The following is a 16,460-nucleotide window of genomic DNA, read 5'->3' on the forward strand; positions in this document are numbered from 1 at the left end:
GCCCGTAGGCTGCGGCCATGACGTCCGATTCGCCGATGCCGTCCCCGCCGTTCCCCTCGCCCGAGAACGCGGTGCTCCGTGTGATCGTCGACAACGCCGTCGAATCGGTCCGCAGCGGTGGGGCCTCCGTGGAGGAGGCCATCCTGCACGCGGCGGTGCACGGCTGGTACGAGGGCCACATTCAGGGTGAGGACGAGTGCCCTGGGTGCGACTTCCGGGGCTGGCTGCCGAAGAACAGCAACCGCGGCTGACCACCCCAAAATGCCGAGGAGCGCCACCGATTCGTCGGTGGCGCTCCTCGGCATTTCATCCCTTGCTCGCCTACTCCAGGTAGATGCCAGCGAAGACGCCGTCGAACCCGAGCGCGACCAGCCCCTCCTCGACGCTCGGGTAGGTCGTCCCGTCCGGGCCGTCGATCAGGGCGTCGAAGTCGGCGCGGCTGATCTCGGGCTCGAGCCACTGGTTGCTGCAGCGGCAGCGGATCCAGACGTTGCGTCCGTGGTTGATGAGCAGCCAGTCGCGTCGGGCCCGGCAGGCCGAGCACATCACTGGGATGCCGCCGAGGGCCAGTTCGTGTGGGTGGCTGACACAGCGGGTCGCGCCGGGGCCGTCGGCCGGTCGGGTCTCGTACTGGAGTTGCAGCAGGGGGTCGGTGCCAGCGGGAAGGACGGGCAGCGCGGGTGCCGGCTCCGTGGTGCGGTCGGTGGTTCTGAGCACGAGCGTCATCTCCCGGTCGAGGGCTTCCTGTTTCCATCCGTAACAGCCGGTAGAACCGGCTGTCCAGGCGATTGATGGTGTCCGGCCGGTCGGCGAGCGGCCTTCTGGACTCTGATCAGCGGCGCGGTGGACGGGTGCGCGGCTCGGAGACGGCAGGGCGGACCGCCGGTGCAGGGGTGTTCCGTTCGTTGGTGCGGTTGGCCGAGGTCCTACTCGGGCGAGCGCCGGGCTGCGGGCGACGGTCGGCTTCGCCGGGGTGGGCGGGGAGTTGGGCGATTCGGCGAAGGCGCCAGACCAGGACGTCGTTCACGTCCGCGGCGGTGTCGAGTTCGCGCATGTCGATGGCCTGCTGCAGGAGGCCCACGGGGTCGTGGCCAGCCTGCTCGACCTGGGCAAGGGTCGCGACCAGGGCGTCGGTCTTCGTCGACTGGCTGTCTGCTCGCGGTCCCTGCTCCGGCAGAGCTGCGCGGATGGTGGTCTCGTGTGTCCGGCGTTCGGCCTCCGGGAGGGCACGGCCTTGGTCGTGCAGTACTCGCATCGGCGTGGCGGCGGCCTGCCGGTACGCGGCTCGCAGGTGCTCGGCGGCCTGTCGGGAGGCGTGGGCTTGCTGGGCGTGACCGCGGGCGGAGTGCCAGCGGGCGGCGGCGAGGGCGACCAGGACCAAGGTGGAGACGAGCATGGCGGTGGTGCCACCGTCCTCGCCCCGGCCGAGAGCGCCGCCGGCCTGGACGATGCCTCGGGCTGCCGAGCGGAGAGCGCGGGTGTCGGCGCGTTCTGCTCGGACGTGGCTGCGGGTCGCCCGCTCGAAGGCTCGGGCGGCTGCGCCCAACTCGGCACGGGTGGCGGCCGGGGAGGTCTGGGCGACCGCGTCCAGGAGTTCACCGACTCCGACGAGTTGGGCTGCGGCGTCGTCGTCGGCGTCGAGGAGTACGGCGGCACGTTCCGCGACCCCGGTGGCGCTCCGTCGCTCTCGGGCAGGTGGGGACCACTCCGGTCGGCTGCTGGGGGCGGCCGGGGACGGCGCCCCTTCGATGCCGTCGACCAACCGCTGACGGATCTTCGGGAGGGACAGGTCGGGGGCCAACTTGGAGCCGGGGTACCAAACCGGTTCACCGTTGCGGTTGCGGTCGCCGGGCAGGGCCACGTTGTAGCCGAGCGCGTCACCGGACGGGGCATGGCGCATCTTCACGCGCAGGCCCGCCTCGTGGAGCCGGGTGAAGAACTCCTTCTCGTCGTCCGCTCCCGCGGCGGCCTGGCGGACGGCTTCGCGGAGTGTCTCGCGGGAGGTCTCGGGGCGGCCGGTCCGTTCGGCCTTGAACTTCTCGGCGCTGGTGGGGTTCTGGGCTGCGGTGCCGTCGCCTGCGTTGAGACGGCGCAGGCCCATTTCCTTCTCGATGCGTCGGGCTTCGGCCTGGGCCTTGTTGAAGTCGTAGTTGAGGCGGGGATTGCGCAAGTCTCCGCGGACCAGGGTGGCGACGATGTGGATGTGGTCTTCTGCGTGGCGGACGGCGATCCACCGGCAGCCGTCGGGATCACCGTCCGGGGCGATGTCGGTGGCGTGGACGATGCGCTGGGCGACGGCGTTCCACTCGTCGTCGGAGAGCCGTCGGTCGCCGGGGGCGGTCCGGACCGAGCAGTGCCACACGTGCTGGGCGGGCGCGCGGTCACCGGCCTGCTTGACCCGGAGGTCGAGGGCGGCGGTGAGGCGGGCGAGAGCGACTTGCGGGTCGGTGTCGCGGCCGGGGTCGGGGGCGAAGCCGTCCCATGAACCGACGAGGTGCGCGTCGGTGTGCTCCTCTCGCTTGCCGGGGCCGTAGAGGTAGACGAGGAGTCCGTGGGTGCGGGAGCCGCGTCCGATGTCGGGAACCATCAAAGCCTCCTGGTCACCAGGTTGTTCGCGGCGTCGTCGAGGCGGCCGAGCGACTGGGTCAGAACGTTCAGTGCGTGGTCGAGTTCGCCGGGGCGGGGCTGGCCTCCGGCGTTGTGGATGTAGGCGATCTGATTGATGTTGTTGCCGATCCGGGCCAGCGCGGTACGCAGGGCGGCGAGTTCGTCGATGGCCGTGTCGAGTTGTTCGTTGGAGTGCAGGGTGATCGAACCGCGGGCGGCGGTCAGGCCTGCGGCGGCGAGGAAGCGGGCGACGGTGACGCCGCGTTCTACGGCGGCGGCGACGATCTCGGCTTTCTCGTCGTCGGAGAGGCGGGTGGTCGTCTTGCGGGTGCGCTCGCTCGGGTTGCGGCTGCGGCGTCGCGGTTTGCGGTCGGGGAAGGCGGGCGTGCTCGGGCTCGGCTGCTCGCGGTGGTCGGCGCGGTCGGCTTCTCCCCCGGTGACCGGCGCCCCCTGGTGCCGGTTGCCCGGCTGGTTCCCGAGCGCCCTCGCTCGGGAACCAGCCGGGCTTCCCCCGCCCTCCTGGGCGGGGGCAAGTGCGTGCGACGGGCCGTAGGACCGTCGTACGCGATAGCTTGCTCCGCCAGGAGCCGTCGTGGGGTCAGGCTGCTGTCCGGCCGTGGTCACCGGCTCGTCTCCGGATCCTGCTGCTGGATTTCGCGGACGAGTTCCTCGATCCAGTCCATGGCCAGGACCGGGTGGTGCAGGGTCCAGGGGCGGCTGCGCCGCTCTCGTTGCACGACCCAGGTGGTGTCGGGGCCGGACTGGGCACGGTGGAGGTGGCCGCGTTGGTGCAGGACGGTCAGCCAGGAGTCGACTTCGGCAGGCGTGGCCGGGAGGGTACGCATCGAGTGTCTCCGCTTCTGCGGTGGAGGGGTACGGGACGGGCATCCGGAGCAGGTGACCGACCGAGGTGACCGGCTCGGTCACCCGCTCCGTGGTGTCCGGTCAGGTCCGGGCGGAGGTGACCGGCTGTCCGTGCTGGGCGCGGAGCTGGCCCATCAGTGCGGTCAAGGTGTCGCTGGACAGCGGGATCTGCTGGCCTCGGATCGCCTGGGCGACCACCTTGCGGGTCAGCTTGTCCTCCGCCCTGACCGCTGACCGGGCGATCTTCAGCAGTTCCTCGGTGTCCGTGTCGGGCCGCCGGTCACCGGGGGTCCGCGCCTCTCGGTCAGTGACCGGCGCAGGGGTGACCGGCGAGGTGGGGACCGCCACCGGGCTGCCCTGGTCACCAGTGACCGGCGCTGTGCCGTCGGGGCGGTCAGTGACCGGCCCCGCCGTGCCCGACTGTCCGGGCAGGTCAGCGGCCTCGTGCGGCTGACCACGGTCACCGGTGACCGGCTTGCTGCTGTCCGCCGGGGCCCTGTCCCCGGTCAGTGACCGGGCGGCGGGGATCGGCTTGGCCAGGGGCAGCGGCGGCCGGTCGGTCAGGGCAGTGACCGGCTGACCGGCCTTGACCTGACCGGCCTCCGGCTGCTGCTGACCGACCCGGTCGGGCCGGGTGACCTCGATGCCATCACGCCGGTCCGCCTGACCGAGGTCCTCACGGTCACTGCCCTTGACCGGCCCTCGGGCGATGAGGATGTAGAGGTGGACCGCTCCGGCCAGGGCGAGCGGGGCGATGGTGGACAGCACCGCGACCACCATGTCCCCGAGCCGGAGACCGGTACTGGCGACCGCGTCCACGTTGAGCCGCACCGCGTGGAGCGCGTTGGCCCAGATGCTGGCGGCGGTGGCCGTGCCGAACAGCGTCCAGACATAGAGCCGGGCCCTCAGGGGCGCGTTGCGCAGGACCAGGAGCGCTCGGATGCCGTAGGCGATGAACCCGTCGATCACCAGAGGGAAGAGGTAGGTCAGGAGGCCCCGGATGTGGATAGCGACGGCCATCTGCTGGAGGGCGTCGTACGACAGAGCGCATCCCGCACCACCCAGGGCGACGACGGCCGCGCGGTCCCATCCGGATATGTGCGCCGCCTTCGGCGTGCTCGTGGTGGTCATGCCGCCGTCCCGAAGTCGTCGCGGCCCAGGTGCTCATCGTCGGTCTCGGGTGGCAGGGCGGTCTCCGAGGGCTGGTCGAGGTCCCGGTTACGCAAGGCGCGGCGAAGTTCGCGGTACAGCTTCTGGGCGTGCTCCTCGGTGATCTTCAGGAGCCAGGCCAGGCGTTGCTCAGTCACTCCGTGGCGGTAGGCGGCGTGGACGACCGCGCGGCGTTCGGCCTTGGTGAGGTGGACGTCCCGGCCGCCGATCGTGTCGTTGACGCGGCTGTAGTCGAGGCGGTGGGCGAGCTTCTCGTGCAGCGAGCCGCGCTCCTCCTCGGTCAGTCCGCCTCGGATGCCGTCGGTGTCACCACCTTCCAGTGCGGCGTCCAGGCACGTGCGGCGGACCGGGCACTGGCCGCACAGCGACTTCGCGGCGGCGATCTTGTCGGTCTCGTCGGGCTCCGGGAAGAAGGTCTCGGGGTCCACCGGGTTGTACTCGGTGCTCTGGCAGACGGCATCGGCCTGCCAGGTCTGGTCGCCGAGCGACCGGTGGCGGTCAGGGCTGATCGTCCTGGTGGTCATGCGGATTGCTCCGATCGCTCTCCGCGCGCAGGGGCGTCGGCAGAGAGGTGCGCTGGTCGGGAAGGTATTCGGGCGGCGCGCAGCGGGCGCGGCCTGGCGTGTCGGCCTGCGGCAGGTCAGGCGGCGTGGCGACGTCTGCGGTCGACCGGCTCGAACTCGACCCGCGTGGTCATCTGCGCGAGCCTGCTGGTGACGCGGTCACCGAGATAGGACCGGAGATCCTTGATCGCCAGGTTGGTGGTGATCAGGGTCGGGAGTTCGTAGTTGTACCGGCGGTTGATCAGCCGGTACGTCACTTCCTCGACCCACTCGCTGGACTTGGCCGCACCGAGGTCGTCGATGATCAGCAACGGGCAGCGGCTGACGGCCGCCAGCTCCCGCTCGCTGTCGGCCCCGGGCCGAGGGCGCAGTTCGGCGTACAGGTCGGCGGCGGTGGTCGCGCGCCAGCGCACGCCGACTCCGCTCTGCACCAGTCGCCGGACCGCGCCGTACGCCTGGTAGGTCTTGCCCGCTCCGACGACCCCGGCCATCAGCAGGCTGGGACCGGTGGTGACCTGCCGCCTCGCTCCCCGGCTGGGGGCGACGGCCGCCTCTACGACCTCTCGCGCCCAGGCCAGGACCTGCGGGTGGTCGGTGACAGCGGACTGGTAGCGCGGGGGCGTTCCGGCCAGCAGGGCGTCCAGCGGGGAGAACGGCTCGGGCTCGGCGGGGAGCGCCGAGACGGCGGACTGGTCGATGTTGCGGGCGGCCAGGATCCGGGCCATGCGGTCCAGGGTGTCCTCGCCGAGGGGCTGCGGCTCGCGGTTACGAGTGCGCATCACAGCTCCTCGGCGTAGGCGGCGGCAGCGTTGGCCGGGTTGGTCCACGCCTGATGGGCGGGCACGTTAGGCCGGATTCCCGGCCGCGCCAAACCCCCGGGGCGGGCGTTCATCGCCTCGTTGACCATGCTGGTCAGCACGCTCGGGTGCTTCGGGTTGGCCGCGAAATTCGCCAGCCCGGCACGGATGTGCTCCGGAGCGACGCCTTCGGCAAGAAGCTTCTTGGTGATCCGCCCGAGGTGTCCGAGCACGTCGCTGGGCGGGCGCTCGTCGCAGGCGGCGACGTACTCGCCGACGAGGTGGCTGGTCGAGACGCTGACTGCGGGCGCTGTGCGCCCCGTAGGGACAAAAGATCCAGGATCCAAGATCCTAGATCCAGGCGCCGAGCCCTCTCCGACGCTTCGGGGATGGTTCGGGGACTCTTCGGAGAATGCACTCTGACCTGCGCTTTTCGCTCCAGGGCGGCCGGGAGCGTCGGCCATGCAGTCGGCGGCTTCCCGCCCACCGGAAGGAGTCGCGCCCGTGTGTCCGGGAGACGCCGAGGTGGTCTTGGCGGGCAGATCGAGGGTTCGGGGAACGTTCGGCGAGGTCTCCCCGTGCCCTTGGGGAGCAGTGGACGAGCCCTCGGTCCGCTTGGTGCAGGCGCCCTTGCAAGGAGCGCACCGGTCGGCGGCCTGGTGCTGCGGGCAGGCAGGCAGTCGCGACTGGCTCGCCTTGTCGATCTTCTGGTGGTCGGACCAAGTCACGATGTGGAGGTACCGGCGGCCGTCACAGCCGGTGTACCGGCAGATCAGGTCGGCGGTCGCAAGCTGATGGAGGTCGTCTTCGACGTGGACCGAGGTGTGCTCGGCGCGGAGGGGCCAGAGGAGCCCGGCGATGATCGCGGCGTTGTCGCGGTGGCGGCCGTGGTCGTCCGACTGAGTGAGCAGTCCGAAGAAGGTCCTCTCGGCTTCCACGGTCACTTCGGCGAGCGACTCGGAGAAGAACGCCTCCGGCTTGATGGTTCGTATCCTCGCCATGTCAGCGGCCCCGACCGGCGGCGATCAGGTCGCTGCGGGTGAGGGTGGCGTCGGCGAGGTCGAACGTGTGCGGTCGCGTCCAGTCCACCTCCGGCCAGACCCGCAGTATCCAGCGGCCCGCGACCCTGCCGGTCGTGCGGGACAGCTCCATGGTCTTCCCGGTCTCGTCCTTGACCACAGCGTGCAGGTGAGGCCACGTCTGCGTCGGGTCGCTGAAGCTGACCCGGATCGTGGCCGCGCCCGGGATCATGTCGGCGAGCTGGGCAGCGAGGCGGTTCTGGCGGCCGGTGTCCGGGCAGGCCAGGGTTCCGCTCGGCATGGCGAGCATGCGATACTCCGTTGTTCGTAGGAGCGCGGTGCGGCGGTTCTCGTGCAGAAAGCCCAGCCGCCCGCGAGATGTGAATCGGCATCCCTTGGGGTGCCGGCCCGGCGCTTGGGAGTTGGTAGCTCCCGGGCGCCGGTGCTTTTTTACGGCCTAGTCAGTTCGTGCCTTCCATCTCCTCGTTCCGCCCCTCTCCGGGGCGCTGCCCGGCGGGGGACGACGAACATACGTAGACCCCTTCGGACAAGTCCACCCCTGACTCTGAAGATCGTTTACAGATCGCACAGGACTGGCGACGGCCGGTATAGGGAAGGCGCGCTCCCGGAACGTCGACAACGACTGGGCGTCGAATCCGGCGGGCGTCGCGCAAGTAGCGACGACGCAACATGCATGGGGGTCCTTCCTGAAGCTGGCACCATGGAGGGCTGGAGCCCGGAAGCAGGTGCGGTACGGAAACGTACGCCAGTTCCGTGGATGTATCAACCTTGGGGTACAGTTCCTCTAGAGGACGCCCCCAGCGGCCAGATCACCCAGGAGTTCATGTGCCACGTCAGTTCGACGGCCGTCGCGTTCGGGCTGTTCGGCGGGGCCTGGATCTCCATCAGAGGGAGCTCGCCGCGCGTGTGGGCGTCAGCGCTCCCAGGGTCGCGGGATGGGAGAGCGGCAAAGAGTTCCCTAAGGGTGAGCGGCTCCCCGCCATTGCCGCGGCTCTCGATCAGCCGCTCGACGTCCTTTTCCCTCACGACGGCCCACCGGACCTGCAACTCCTACGCTGTGACGCCGGCCTCAGCATCGCGCAGGCCGCTGAGGTCATCGAAACGACCCGAGTACCGGTGAGCAACGCCGAATCCGGCCGACGCAGGCTCAACGATGCTTACGTCCAACCGCTCGCGCGGGCGTACGGCGTGACCGAACGGGAGCTGCTGGCCGCCCAGGACTGTTCGTTCGGGATTCGCACCAGCGTCTCTCGTAGCGAACAGGAAGCCGCGCCCCGCAGCGTCGGAGAAAAAATCAACTACCTCCTCCGGTATGGGTACGTCGACCAGGAGGCGCCCTCTAACGAGGAGATCGCAAGGCTCGTCAATGAGCACGCGGGGGCGGCAGTCATCACAGTTGACGGCATCGTCGCCCTTCGCTCGGGTGTCACAGCCGAGGCTTCCGACATCGTGCGTGCTGGGCTAGCCCAGGCCCTCCAGGTCGATGTCGGCCTGTTCCAAGACGACGCCCAGGTCGACCCAGCGGCCCGCGAACTCCTTGAGGCGATCCGATTTCTCGGCTCGATTCACCGAGGACAGATTCTCGGCCTGGCCGCCCGCGGCAATTCTGCGGGCTTGTCCGCCGAGATGATGGCCCACATCAACGGCCTCGTCGGAGAGCTGAAGCACAAGCTGCCCGAGGTGCCGGAGGTGCCGGAGGTGCCGGAGGACGGGGCGTAACCCGTCGGCCGGCGGTCCTCGCGGGCTTGGCGCGAGGCCGCTCCCAACCCTGCAGGATCGTCGTCTGACGCGGGCCTTCGCCGCGTGGGCCCCAGGCCGGTACATGCTTCCCGGCTGCTGCCCGACAACGAGAGAAGGACTCCGGCCTTGCCCCATTGCGGGGCAACGCCGGAGTCCTTCTCTGTTGGACGGCGCCGGGCTAGGACGCGGTGAGGTCCACACCGAGCAGCTCAGAGAGCGTGGCGACCGTCTCCGAGGGGTCCTGGTTGTGTACCCCGGCGAGACCGAGCTGCTCTGCTGCCTGCACGTACGCTTCGGTGTCATCGACGAAGATGCACTCCTCGGCGGGCAGGTCCATGAGCTTGAGCGTGATCTCGAAGAGCTCGGGGTCGGGCTTGCGCATCAGGTGGTGCTCGGAGATCACCACGGCGTCGTACAGCCGCTCCAGGTCATAGCCGTCGTACAGGTCCCACGGGGCCAGGCCCACGCTGTTGGACAGGATGCCCACCTTGATGCCGGCCCGGCGTGCCGCAGCGGCTGCGTTGATCAGCAGCGGCTCGGGGCGAAGATCGCCGAAGATGCGGCCCATCAGGTTGTCGGGGGACACGCCCAGCAGCTCGCCACCGAACTCGTTCCACTCGACCTGGGAGACCGCTCCGCGCTCAAGATCGCTAGTGATCCGGACGCCGCGCTCGTCCTTGTACAGGGCTGTGAGGCAGGCACCCTGGGGGAGCCCCTCGCGCTGCTCGAAAGCCAGCACGGCGGGGAGCAGGGGGGTCGTGAGCACGCCCCCGAAATCGAGGATGAGGCCGGTGCGATTAGACATGCGGGAACTCCATTGCTGCTGAGATTTCGGACGCCCATCGAGATCGGACAGCGTCACGGCCCTCGGCTGCGTGTGGCGACGGCGGTATCTGTGCGTCGCAGGGCCGGGGCGTCTTACGGGGCGGAGCAAGATCTATCAGTCCGCATGAACCACGGTACCAGCCCAATTCATGCACGGGATGGTGCCAAATCTCACTTAGCCGTACTGCGAAAATGGCCGGTGAAGCTCATTGCAGGCGAGCGGCCCGGTTCAGATTCCATCTCTGCCGAATGCAGGAGGAGCTCCCGAGCCTGATCTGCAGTGATGTGTGAGTAGGCCGTGCTGACTCGCGCGTGCCACGCCGCTTCACTATCAGTGTCAACGAATGGCTTATCTCTCAGGGGGGCAGCGGCGCACAGATTGGCTGCAGCAGTGTCAGCGACCTGGAGTGCGGCCTTAATCCAGTATGCTTCCGCGGCTGGCTCGGGGTCGGGGTGCGAGGCAGTAGCGTCTTCGGCTGCGAACATCAAATCTCGTGGAGCGTAATACCGAAGTATCTCGCAAGCATCGGCAATGTCGTGAGTCCATCGGTCCAGGCGAACATCGATGGGAACACGCATGTGCCTGAATTCCGTGAGGCGCCGTTCTGGTGGGTACAGGCTCGTTCCGGGAAAAGCCTCCACCAGGTCGAACCAAAGCGGGTACGTCGCGTGAAGGGTTTTCAGAGTCCTCCATCGGGCCGCCGCTGCGCGGGTGGTGGGAATGCTTGCGCCTACTGCAACGATCAGGAAGAGCAGGTTCATCCATATCGCCGAGGCGTCTACAAGGAACTGCACCGTGGAAGTACTTAGGGGGAACGCGACGGTGGTCCAAACGATGGCAATACGGGCCACAGTATGGGCGAGCCCCATCCACATAGAGAGCCCCATCAGGCCGAGCCCGACACGCATGCTTGTGCTCTCGGCCTGCCGCGCCGCCCTCGTCCACTGGTAGCCACAAACCGCAGTCGTGACGAACGGGAAGAGGTAGAACACGGTCATGTAGACCGCAACTCCCCATTCCCCAGCGTGGTCGACGAGGAAATTTTCACTCGGCGTATCCCGGTCCACCACGGTGAAAAATAGGACGGTGAGCAGAATGACGCCTACTGCCCCCACCCCATAGGACGCGCGGGCGATCCAGCGGGAGGCCGCAACGTGTCGGGGTACGCATGTCTCCGAGCTCTGTCCGTAGCTGGTGGCAACGTAAGTCAGGGCCGCGATGATCGCCGCTGTGCTGGCAAAATGCCTGAGCAGGGCACTCAGGTCCACTACAGGAATACGATCCACCGCATCCATTGCTGCTGGCGTATAGAGCCACAGAGCTACGGCAAATCCCGCGTAGCCGCCCCAGAGCGCCCGGCGGTGAGCATCGGCGTACCGAACTGCAGGGAATCGCCAAATGACAATGACGGTCATCACGGCCGCAGTAAGGTATTTAAAGTAGTCGAACACGGAACCAGTAATATCTACGCTAGCTGCACGTTTCGCCGCAGCTCTAATTGCCAGTGGGTGGACTGCGCGGTGCGACGACGGCCGTAAAGCTGAGAAACGCGCCTCAGCGGTCGCCAGTCGATCGCGGTTAGAATCGGCGTCGCGGTGGAGCGGCGACTGGGTGAGCAAGTGAATGCTCCAGGAGGCTGACCATGTCATCTCCCGTGAACGACTGACGGCGGCGCGCCATCCGCTTTATCAACGATGCCGAAAGCTCGGCCGCCTTTTCCTCCGGGCTGCCAAAATCTACACGCCCCTGCACCAGGGTCGATGGGAAACGGCGAACGACTTCCTGGCGAATACGCTCAGGGACGTACCGCTCGATCTCGGATTCCGTCAGAGAGGTGCCGTGATTGAGCCATTCGTGCGCGAGCTCATGGAGGATGATGTGCTCTGTCTGATTGCGACTTGACCGGCGGCGATAGAGAATGATGGTGAACTCCGGTGCTTTGACTCGAAGTCCACATGCCGTGCCGAGCCCTCCGTCTGGATCATCCAGGGGGACCAGCCGGATCTGGCGACCCCGCGCATGCTCCATATTCCTCACCAGCGCCTCGACGCTGAAAGGAGTGGGAATAGGGAGATCGGCGAGGGCCTGCTCGCATTCCTTCACGAGTGCGCGCCGTGAAGGGTCACTACGCCAACGCATGATCGCTCCCCTGAAAAGCCACTGGGTGTTCACTGCCAGCCCCATCTCGATACCCGTACGCGGAGGCGCTAGTAGTCAGGGCTTGAACTTGAGGCGTGTGGTGGTCGGCCAGCACACCTGCCTCTTGATCGTACAAGGCGGAAAGCTTGATCGATATGGGACGGACGTGTCGCGAAAGTCACCCAAGTGCGCATGTCTCGCAATCTAAATTCCAAGATCGAAATTGAGCCACGGCGCCTTAATTGATCTTTGGAATGCTTGCGAGGTCCAGCCCGGTCGAGAGCGGGGGCACCTTCAGCGGGATGGAGGGAGGAGCGTGCGCCTTCGCGCAGACTATTTCGTCGTTCGAGTCGTCACGGACGGACACGACGGGCCCACGCCCGACTCTGCCCACCATCTCTCAACGCTCGGCTAGTACTCCCCAGTTGACGCGGATGTCATGGAACGGGTCTCCCACCAGGAACTGATGGGCGCTGCTCCGCTGCCCTTTGCGAGGGATCCGTCCGGGCGGCGGTCGGGCAGGCCCAGAAGCTGCTGCTCGATGAGGGCGAGAGCGAGGTCTTTCCGGAGGTCGATGGCGGGGTCGTCGACGGGGTAGAGCCATCGATATCCGTACTGAAGCATCAGCGCGATTCGGGCACGGCCGGAGAGGTTGATGCCTCCGGTGTGCCAGGTCCGGTTCTCGAACAGGACTGCGTCGGTTCCGGTGACGTCCGGGGTGATAGCGCCGGGCGGATCGATGGCTCCGACGGGGACGACCGGGTTTTCGGGGAGGTGGTGGCTGCCGGGGAGGACCATGGTCAGCCCGCAGTTGGGGGTGACGGGAGTGAGGTAGTAGGCGGCCTTGATGGCCATGCGGGGGGTGTTGGGAAAGCCGAGGTCGGCGGTGACGCCGTACATGTCGCGGTGCCATCCGTGACGCTCGGGGACACGGATGGTGCGGGGCGGGCCGCTGGGCAGGGCGATGAGGTGGGCCGACAGCAGGTGGATGTTCGGGCTGAGGAGCTGGACGACGGTAGGCAGGACGGCCGGGTTGGCGAGGAGCGGGAGGAAGGCACGGTCGAGATTGAGGCATCCGCGGAAGCCGTCCTTGCCGTCACCTCCTCGGTCGCGGCCCTGGGTGATGTCGCTGGCCAACAGCTCCTCGGCGGCGGTCAGAAGCTGGTCACGCAGGGCGGGGGTGATCGCGTCGCGGATGACCGCGTACCCGTCGCGTTCGAAGGCGTCGATGGTGCCGACGTCGGGGGTGACCGGCGGGGGCGTGCTCATGGGCCCGGTATCTCCTTCGGGGCGTCGGTGAGGGTGGTGGCGAGCTGCCACAGGCTGGCGTCGTCGAGGCCGCAGAGCTGGCGAAGGTGGGCCTGGGAGACGGGTCGGCCGGGGTCGCGGTAGCCGAGGACGGTGAGCCGGGTCCCGGGGTGGCGGCGGCCGAGGAGGGCGTGGATGTCGGCCGGGTGCCCGCTCGTGGCCAGGACGATCGGCGCGCGGGTACCGAAGTGGCGAGCGAAGGCGGCCGGGGCAAGGGCGAGAGGGCGGGTGCCTTCCTCGGCCAGGGCCGTGAGGTCGTGGACGTGGACATACCGCAGGCGCAGGTCCGGGCGATCGGCGAGGAGCCGCTGGGCCAGGGTGCCCAGGGCTTCGGCGGACAGGTCACTGGCGGAGGCCAGGACCAGGTCCGGCTCGTCGGGGCCGGGGTGGGTCAGGTGGGGCCAGATCGCTATGCCGTGCCGCAGCTCCTCGTCGATGGTCTCCAGCGGGTGGTGGACAGTCGTGTGCTTGCCAGCAATGACGAGCGTGCACCGGTCGAGCTTGCGTAGAGCGAAGGTGAGGGCGGCGGCGGTGCGCGCGGGGTCGGCAGGGGTAAGGACGTGGAGCGTGGGATCGCAGCCGGCCAGAAGTGCCGAGGTGAGGCTGGGGTTTTGGTGGGTGAGGGTGTTGTGCCAGCCCAGGCTGGTCAGCAGGTAGACCAGGCTCGGCAACGGAGCGAGTCCGGCATGCCGACGCACGGCCCGGTGCTTGAGCTGCTGCTGGACGAGGCTGAGGGTGATCGGCGCGAACGCCTCGTAGGTGGCGACGAGTGCGTGCCGACCGGTCTCCGTGTAGCCCTGTGCCCAGGCGTGGCACAGCTCCTCGTTGAGTACTTCCACCGCCCACGGCACCAGCCGCCCGCGTTCGTCGGTGAGGTCGAGGCGGTTGGAGGCCAGTTCGTCGGGGCTGAACACCCGGAACGGTCCTTGTTCGGAACGGCCCCGCAAGACCTCGGGGACCACCTGCGCGAACGGGCGGCCGCCGGCGTGGTCGGCGACCTGGGCGGAGGCCGCGACGCAGCCGCGCGGTTGCTGGAGACCGTCGGGCTCCGGAGAAGGTAAGGGGAGCGCGGGCAGGAGGTGCGACCGGGGGCGGCCGCTGGAGGTCAGCAGCTGTGCGGGCTGATAGGAGATCAGCCACTCGGCGAGCGCGTCGAACTCCGCGGGTACACCGGCCGGGTCGCGCAGCGGCGTCTTGTGGACCGCCGGGGTGCCGACGAGGTGGGCGGGGGCGCCGTGCCCCTTGTCCAGGGTGAGGACCAGGACGCTCGACGGTCCCGGGATGCCCAGGGGCTGCGCAGCGCTGAGTGCTTCGGCCACCGCCTGGCGGAGCTGGGCAACGTCGCGACCGTCGCTGTAGACGGGCCGGTGGCCCAACCCGGTGAAGTACGCGGTCAGTTCGGTGCGGCTCAAGGTGGACAGCACGCTGCGCCCGCCCATACGCATCCCGTTGAGCAGGACCACGGGAAGGACGGTCCCGTGGGCGCCCGTACCGTGCAGCGCGCGTGTGGCGAGCCAGGAGGCGGCGGTCGTCCCGGTCTCGCACTCCCCGTCGCCGATCAGGACCACTGACAGCCGGTGGGGCGCATCGAGCACGGCGCCCTGCCCGATCGCGAGGGCGGGACCGAGCTGGCCTCCGGTGTGCAGGTGGCCGGGGATCATCGGGGTGATCTCCCCGCCGAAGTCGGCCCGAGGGAAGCCCGCGACGAGTTCGTGCAGACCGGCCGTGTCCTGGCGCAGGTGGGGGTGGGCGTGGCCGAGTCGGCCGGTGAGGTAGGCGTGGGCGAGAGCGGAGGGTCCGGCGTGCCCGGCGCCGTGCAGGACGTGCAGCTCGTACCCGTCGGGCACGGCCGCCTGGAGCGGGCCTAGGGCGGCGAGCGCTCGGTTGACGGGCGGGCACACCCCCCAGTGGCCGGCCGGTCGCGTCTTGACGTCGGCCCGGGTCAGAGGCCGTGTCAGGAGCGGGTTGTCGCGGAGATAGAGCTGGGCGAGACAGAGGTAGTCGAGCGTGTCGGCGACGGCGGCCACCGACGCGTCGGGTACCAGGCGGTTGGTCCGGCGGGCGAGGTCAGCCCACATGCGGTCCTCCTGCCTGGGTGAGAGCGGCTTCGACTGCGCGGGCGTGGACGGTGCCCTCCCGCTGCAGGCGGGCGGCGGCGCCTGCGGGGCAGTCGACGATCGTCATGTGCTGGCCGTGCGGGCAGATCCCGCCCTTGACGACCGCAGCGATACCAGCCCCCGTGGTCCGATCGAAGACGGCGACCTGGCCAGCGGTGAGCGCCGGGTGATCCTCGTCGTCGGCGGCGGGGGTGGAGATGCTGCACACGGCGGCGGCCAGGGGCTCGCCGGCCAGGGCGACCAGTTCGCCGAGGACGCCGTCGGGGCAGCCGACGAGCGCCGGGGAGCCGACAGCCACGACGGGGTCCACGCCGGGCTTCCAAGGGAGACGGAGCGCGAGGTCCCCCGGCCACAGGCCGCCGGTCAACAGGCGAGCGTCGTCGCTCAGTTCGAAAAGCGCGTCAGCCGTAGCCGGAGAATCGAGCAGGAGCAGCAGCGGCTTGGTGCCGGGGCGCTGCTTGGCCCGGAAGACCGCGCCGGTGGCGGCGGGGTCGGAGGCGCGGGCACACAGCATGTACCAGCGGGGCGTGGGCACGGCGACCATCTCCCCGGCGGCCAAGAGCCGGGCTGCGTCGGGTAGTTGGTCGGAGGTGAGGAGGTCCACAGCGCTCTCCGTTCTCACACAGTTCCGGGGCGGGCGAGGGCGCCGAGCGTCGGGTACTCCAGCCACGGGTCCGACAGAGCGCGGAGGGCGAGGTCGGGGTGCTGGGCGTGGCTGACGCGGAAGTACGCCATCACCCTCGGGGTGCTGCTGGTGTTGATGCCGACCCGGTGCGGGACGAGGTGGTGCATCACGATCACGTCGCCGGGCTCAGCGATGAGGGCGGTGCCGTCCTGGGCGTCGATGTCGTCGGGGGTCTGGGCGGGCTGCCCCAGGACCCAGTCCGTGAAGAAGTAGTCGGCCATCCGGTGGTGCCCGCCGGGCACGTAGTGCAGAGCGCCAGCGTCCGCGGTGGCACTGCCGTCCAGGACGACGCCGACGATGAAGGTGAATGTGCGCAGGTCGCGCGGCTCCAGGTGCGGGCAGGCGACACCGTCGACGTGCATCGCCTTCACCGGCTGCTGTGCCCCGTACGGAAGCCGGATCTGGATCTGCGCCCGGGTGACCGGGGTGGGCCTCGCGGGCCGCAGCAGGTCTCCGGCCAACTCCGCCAGGCCGCTTCGCCGGTACCTCGGGCCTGCGCTGATCGCGCCTGTTGGTGGGCCTGGTCGCCGAGCGGTTGACGGGACGCGAGCCAGTGCCGTTCTTCGAGCGGCCAGGGCCCCTTGAGCCCTTGAAGCCGTTGGAG

The 16,460-nt window shown here is 69.0% G+C and carries 18 protein-coding genes; 2 read left to right on the forward strand and 16 right to left on the reverse strand.

Annotated features, from left to right (window positions below; translation table 11 throughout):
• Positions 1 to 17: 17 nt before the first annotated feature.
• Positions 18 to 251: a hypothetical protein gene (locus GUY60_RS09465; protein ID WP_161695854.1), complete on the forward strand. Its 234-nt coding sequence runs from the start codon at positions 18 to 20 to the stop codon at positions 249 to 251.
• 70 nt (positions 252 to 321) lie between these two features.
• Here GUY60_RS09465 and GUY60_RS09470 read toward each other — a convergent pair whose 3' ends face one another.
• The 9 genes from GUY60_RS09470 to GUY60_RS09510 form a co-directional block, all read right to left on the reverse strand.
• The gene (locus GUY60_RS09470) at positions 322 to 726 is read right to left on the reverse strand and encodes a hypothetical protein (protein WP_161695856.1); all 405 of its coding nucleotides are present in this window, start codon (positions 724 to 726) and stop codon (positions 322 to 324) included.
• A gap of 106 nt (positions 727 to 832) precedes the next feature.
• Positions 833 to 2,587, reverse strand: coding sequence for a relaxase/mobilization nuclease domain-containing protein (locus GUY60_RS09475; protein ID WP_161695857.1), 1,755 nt, complete (start codon positions 2,585 to 2,587; stop codon positions 833 to 835).
• Positions 2,587 to 3,231 carry a plasmid mobilization protein gene (locus GUY60_RS09480; protein WP_161695859.1) on the reverse strand — a complete coding sequence of 215 codons (645 nt, stop codon included), beginning with the start codon at positions 3,229 to 3,231 and terminating at the stop codon, positions 2,587 to 2,589. Before GUY60_RS09480 ends, GUY60_RS09475 begins: the two co-directional genes overlap by 1 nt.
• Complete coding sequence (locus GUY60_RS09485) at positions 3,228 to 3,452, reverse strand: hypothetical protein (RefSeq protein WP_161695861.1); 225 nt, start codon at positions 3,450 to 3,452, stop codon at positions 3,228 to 3,230. The genes GUY60_RS09480 and GUY60_RS09485 overlap by 4 nt, the downstream gene beginning before the upstream one ends.
• Positions 3,453 to 3,552: 100 nt before the next feature.
• Complete coding sequence (locus GUY60_RS09490; RefSeq protein ID WP_161695863.1) at positions 3,553 to 4,602, reverse strand: DUF2637 domain-containing protein; 1,050 nt, start codon at positions 4,600 to 4,602, stop codon at positions 3,553 to 3,555.
• Positions 4,599 to 5,165 (reverse strand): WhiB family transcriptional regulator, encoded by a 567-nt coding sequence (locus GUY60_RS09495; protein ID WP_161695865.1) that lies wholly within the window; start codon positions 5,163 to 5,165, stop codon positions 4,599 to 4,601. Before GUY60_RS09495 ends, GUY60_RS09490 begins: the two co-directional genes overlap by 4 nt.
• Before the next feature lie 116 nt (positions 5,166 to 5,281).
• Positions 5,282 to 5,983, reverse strand: coding sequence for an ATP-binding protein (locus GUY60_RS09500; protein WP_161695867.1), 702 nt, complete (start codon positions 5,981 to 5,983; stop codon positions 5,282 to 5,284).
• Positions 5,983 to 7,002, reverse strand: coding sequence for a hypothetical protein (locus tag GUY60_RS09505; protein ID WP_161695869.1), 1,020 nt, complete (start codon positions 7,000 to 7,002; stop codon positions 5,983 to 5,985). The genes GUY60_RS09500 and GUY60_RS09505 overlap by 1 nt, the downstream gene beginning before the upstream one ends.
• Position 7,003: 1 nt before the next feature.
• Complete coding sequence (locus GUY60_RS09510; protein ID WP_161695871.1) at positions 7,004 to 7,330, reverse strand: transcriptional regulator; 327 nt, start codon at positions 7,328 to 7,330, stop codon at positions 7,004 to 7,006.
• Positions 7,331 to 7,866: 536 nt separating this feature from the next.
• Between GUY60_RS09510 and GUY60_RS09515 the strand changes: the two genes are divergently transcribed.
• A complete protein-coding gene (locus GUY60_RS09515; protein WP_161695873.1) occupies positions 7,867 to 8,760 on the forward strand; it encodes a helix-turn-helix domain-containing protein in 894 nt (297 codons plus the stop codon).
• A 199-nt stretch (positions 8,761 to 8,959) separates the two neighbouring features.
• On the opposite strand, the gene GUY60_RS09520 is transcribed toward GUY60_RS09515, so the two are convergent.
• The 7 genes from GUY60_RS09520 to GUY60_RS09550 form a co-directional block, all read right to left on the reverse strand.
• The gene (locus GUY60_RS09520) at positions 8,960 to 9,586 is read right to left on the reverse strand and encodes an HAD-IA family hydrolase (protein WP_161695875.1); all 627 of its coding nucleotides are present in this window, start codon (positions 9,584 to 9,586) and stop codon (positions 8,960 to 8,962) included.
• 191 nt (positions 9,587 to 9,777) lie between these two features.
• A complete protein-coding gene (locus GUY60_RS09525; protein ID WP_161695877.1) occupies positions 9,778 to 11,058 on the reverse strand; it encodes an MAB_1171c family putative transporter in 1,281 nt (426 codons plus the stop codon).
• 127 nt (positions 11,059 to 11,185) lie between these two features.
• Positions 11,186 to 11,791, reverse strand: a complete 606-nt coding sequence (locus GUY60_RS09530) for a hypothetical protein (protein WP_246234577.1) — start codon at positions 11,789 to 11,791, stop codon at positions 11,186 to 11,188.
• A 366-nt stretch (positions 11,792 to 12,157) separates the two neighbouring features.
• Positions 12,158 to 13,015 (reverse strand): phytanoyl-CoA dioxygenase family protein, encoded by an 858-nt coding sequence (locus GUY60_RS09535; protein WP_161695879.1) that lies wholly within the window; start codon positions 13,013 to 13,015, stop codon positions 12,158 to 12,160.
• On the reverse strand, positions 13,012 to 15,132 hold the full coding sequence (locus tag GUY60_RS09540) for a phosphoketolase family protein (RefSeq protein WP_161695881.1): 2,121 nt from the start codon (positions 15,130 to 15,132) through the stop codon (positions 13,012 to 13,014). Before GUY60_RS09540 ends, GUY60_RS09535 begins: the two co-directional genes overlap by 4 nt.
• Complete coding sequence (locus tag GUY60_RS09545; RefSeq protein WP_161695883.1) at positions 15,122 to 15,775, reverse strand: L-threonylcarbamoyladenylate synthase; 654 nt, start codon at positions 15,773 to 15,775, stop codon at positions 15,122 to 15,124. Before GUY60_RS09545 ends, GUY60_RS09540 begins: the two co-directional genes overlap by 11 nt.
• Positions 15,776 to 15,789: 14 nt before the next feature.
• Positions 15,790 to 16,317, reverse strand: coding sequence for a phytanoyl-CoA dioxygenase family protein (locus GUY60_RS09550; protein ID WP_246234579.1), 528 nt, complete (start codon positions 16,315 to 16,317; stop codon positions 15,790 to 15,792).
• Positions 16,318 to 16,460: the final 143 nt, after the last annotated feature.

Source organism: Streptomyces boluensis (assembly GCF_009908195.1).
In the GTDB taxonomy this organism is placed as follows: domain Bacteria; phylum Actinomycetota; class Actinomycetes; order Streptomycetales; family Streptomycetaceae; genus Streptomyces; species Streptomyces boluensis.

Coding starts and splice junctions, on each gene's coding strand:
- GUY60_RS09535 (WP_161695879.1), bottom strand. CDS start 13,015: ATGAGCACGCCCCCGCCGGTCACCCCCGACGTCGGCACCATCGACGCC.
- GUY60_RS09490 (WP_161695863.1), bottom strand. CDS start 4,602: ATGACCACCACGAGCACGCCGAAGGCGGCGCACATATCCGGATGGGAC.
- GUY60_RS09475 (WP_161695857.1), bottom strand. CDS start 2,587: ATGGTTCCCGACATCGGACGCGGCTCCCGCACCCACGGACTCCTCGTC.
- GUY60_RS09465 (WP_161695854.1), top strand. CDS start 18: ATGACGTCCGATTCGCCGATGCCGTCCCCGCCGTTCCCCTCGCCCGAG.
- GUY60_RS09500 (WP_161695867.1), bottom strand. CDS start 5,983: ATGCGCACTCGTAACCGCGAGCCGCAGCCCCTCGGCGAGGACACCCTG.
- GUY60_RS09520 (WP_161695875.1), bottom strand. CDS start 9,586: ATGTCTAATCGCACCGGCCTCATCCTCGATTTCGGGGGCGTGCTCACG.
- GUY60_RS09505 (WP_161695869.1), bottom strand. CDS start 7,002: ATGGCGAGGATACGAACCATCAAGCCGGAGGCGTTCTTCTCCGAGTCG.
- GUY60_RS09495 (WP_161695865.1), bottom strand. CDS start 5,165: ATGACCACCAGGACGATCAGCCCTGACCGCCACCGGTCGCTCGGCGAC.
- GUY60_RS09470 (WP_161695856.1), bottom strand. CDS start 726: ATGACGCTCGTGCTCAGAACCACCGACCGCACCACGGAGCCGGCACCC.
- GUY60_RS09485 (WP_161695861.1), bottom strand. CDS start 3,452: ATGCGTACCCTCCCGGCCACGCCTGCCGAAGTCGACTCCTGGCTGACC.
- GUY60_RS09510 (WP_161695871.1), bottom strand. CDS start 7,330: ATGCTCGCCATGCCGAGCGGAACCCTGGCCTGCCCGGACACCGGCCGC.
- GUY60_RS09530 (WP_246234577.1), bottom strand. CDS start 11,791: ATGGGGCTGGCAGTGAACACCCAGTGGCTTTTCAGGGGAGCGATCATG.
- GUY60_RS09540 (WP_161695881.1), bottom strand. CDS start 15,132: ATGTGGGCTGACCTCGCCCGCCGGACCAACCGCCTGGTACCCGACGCG.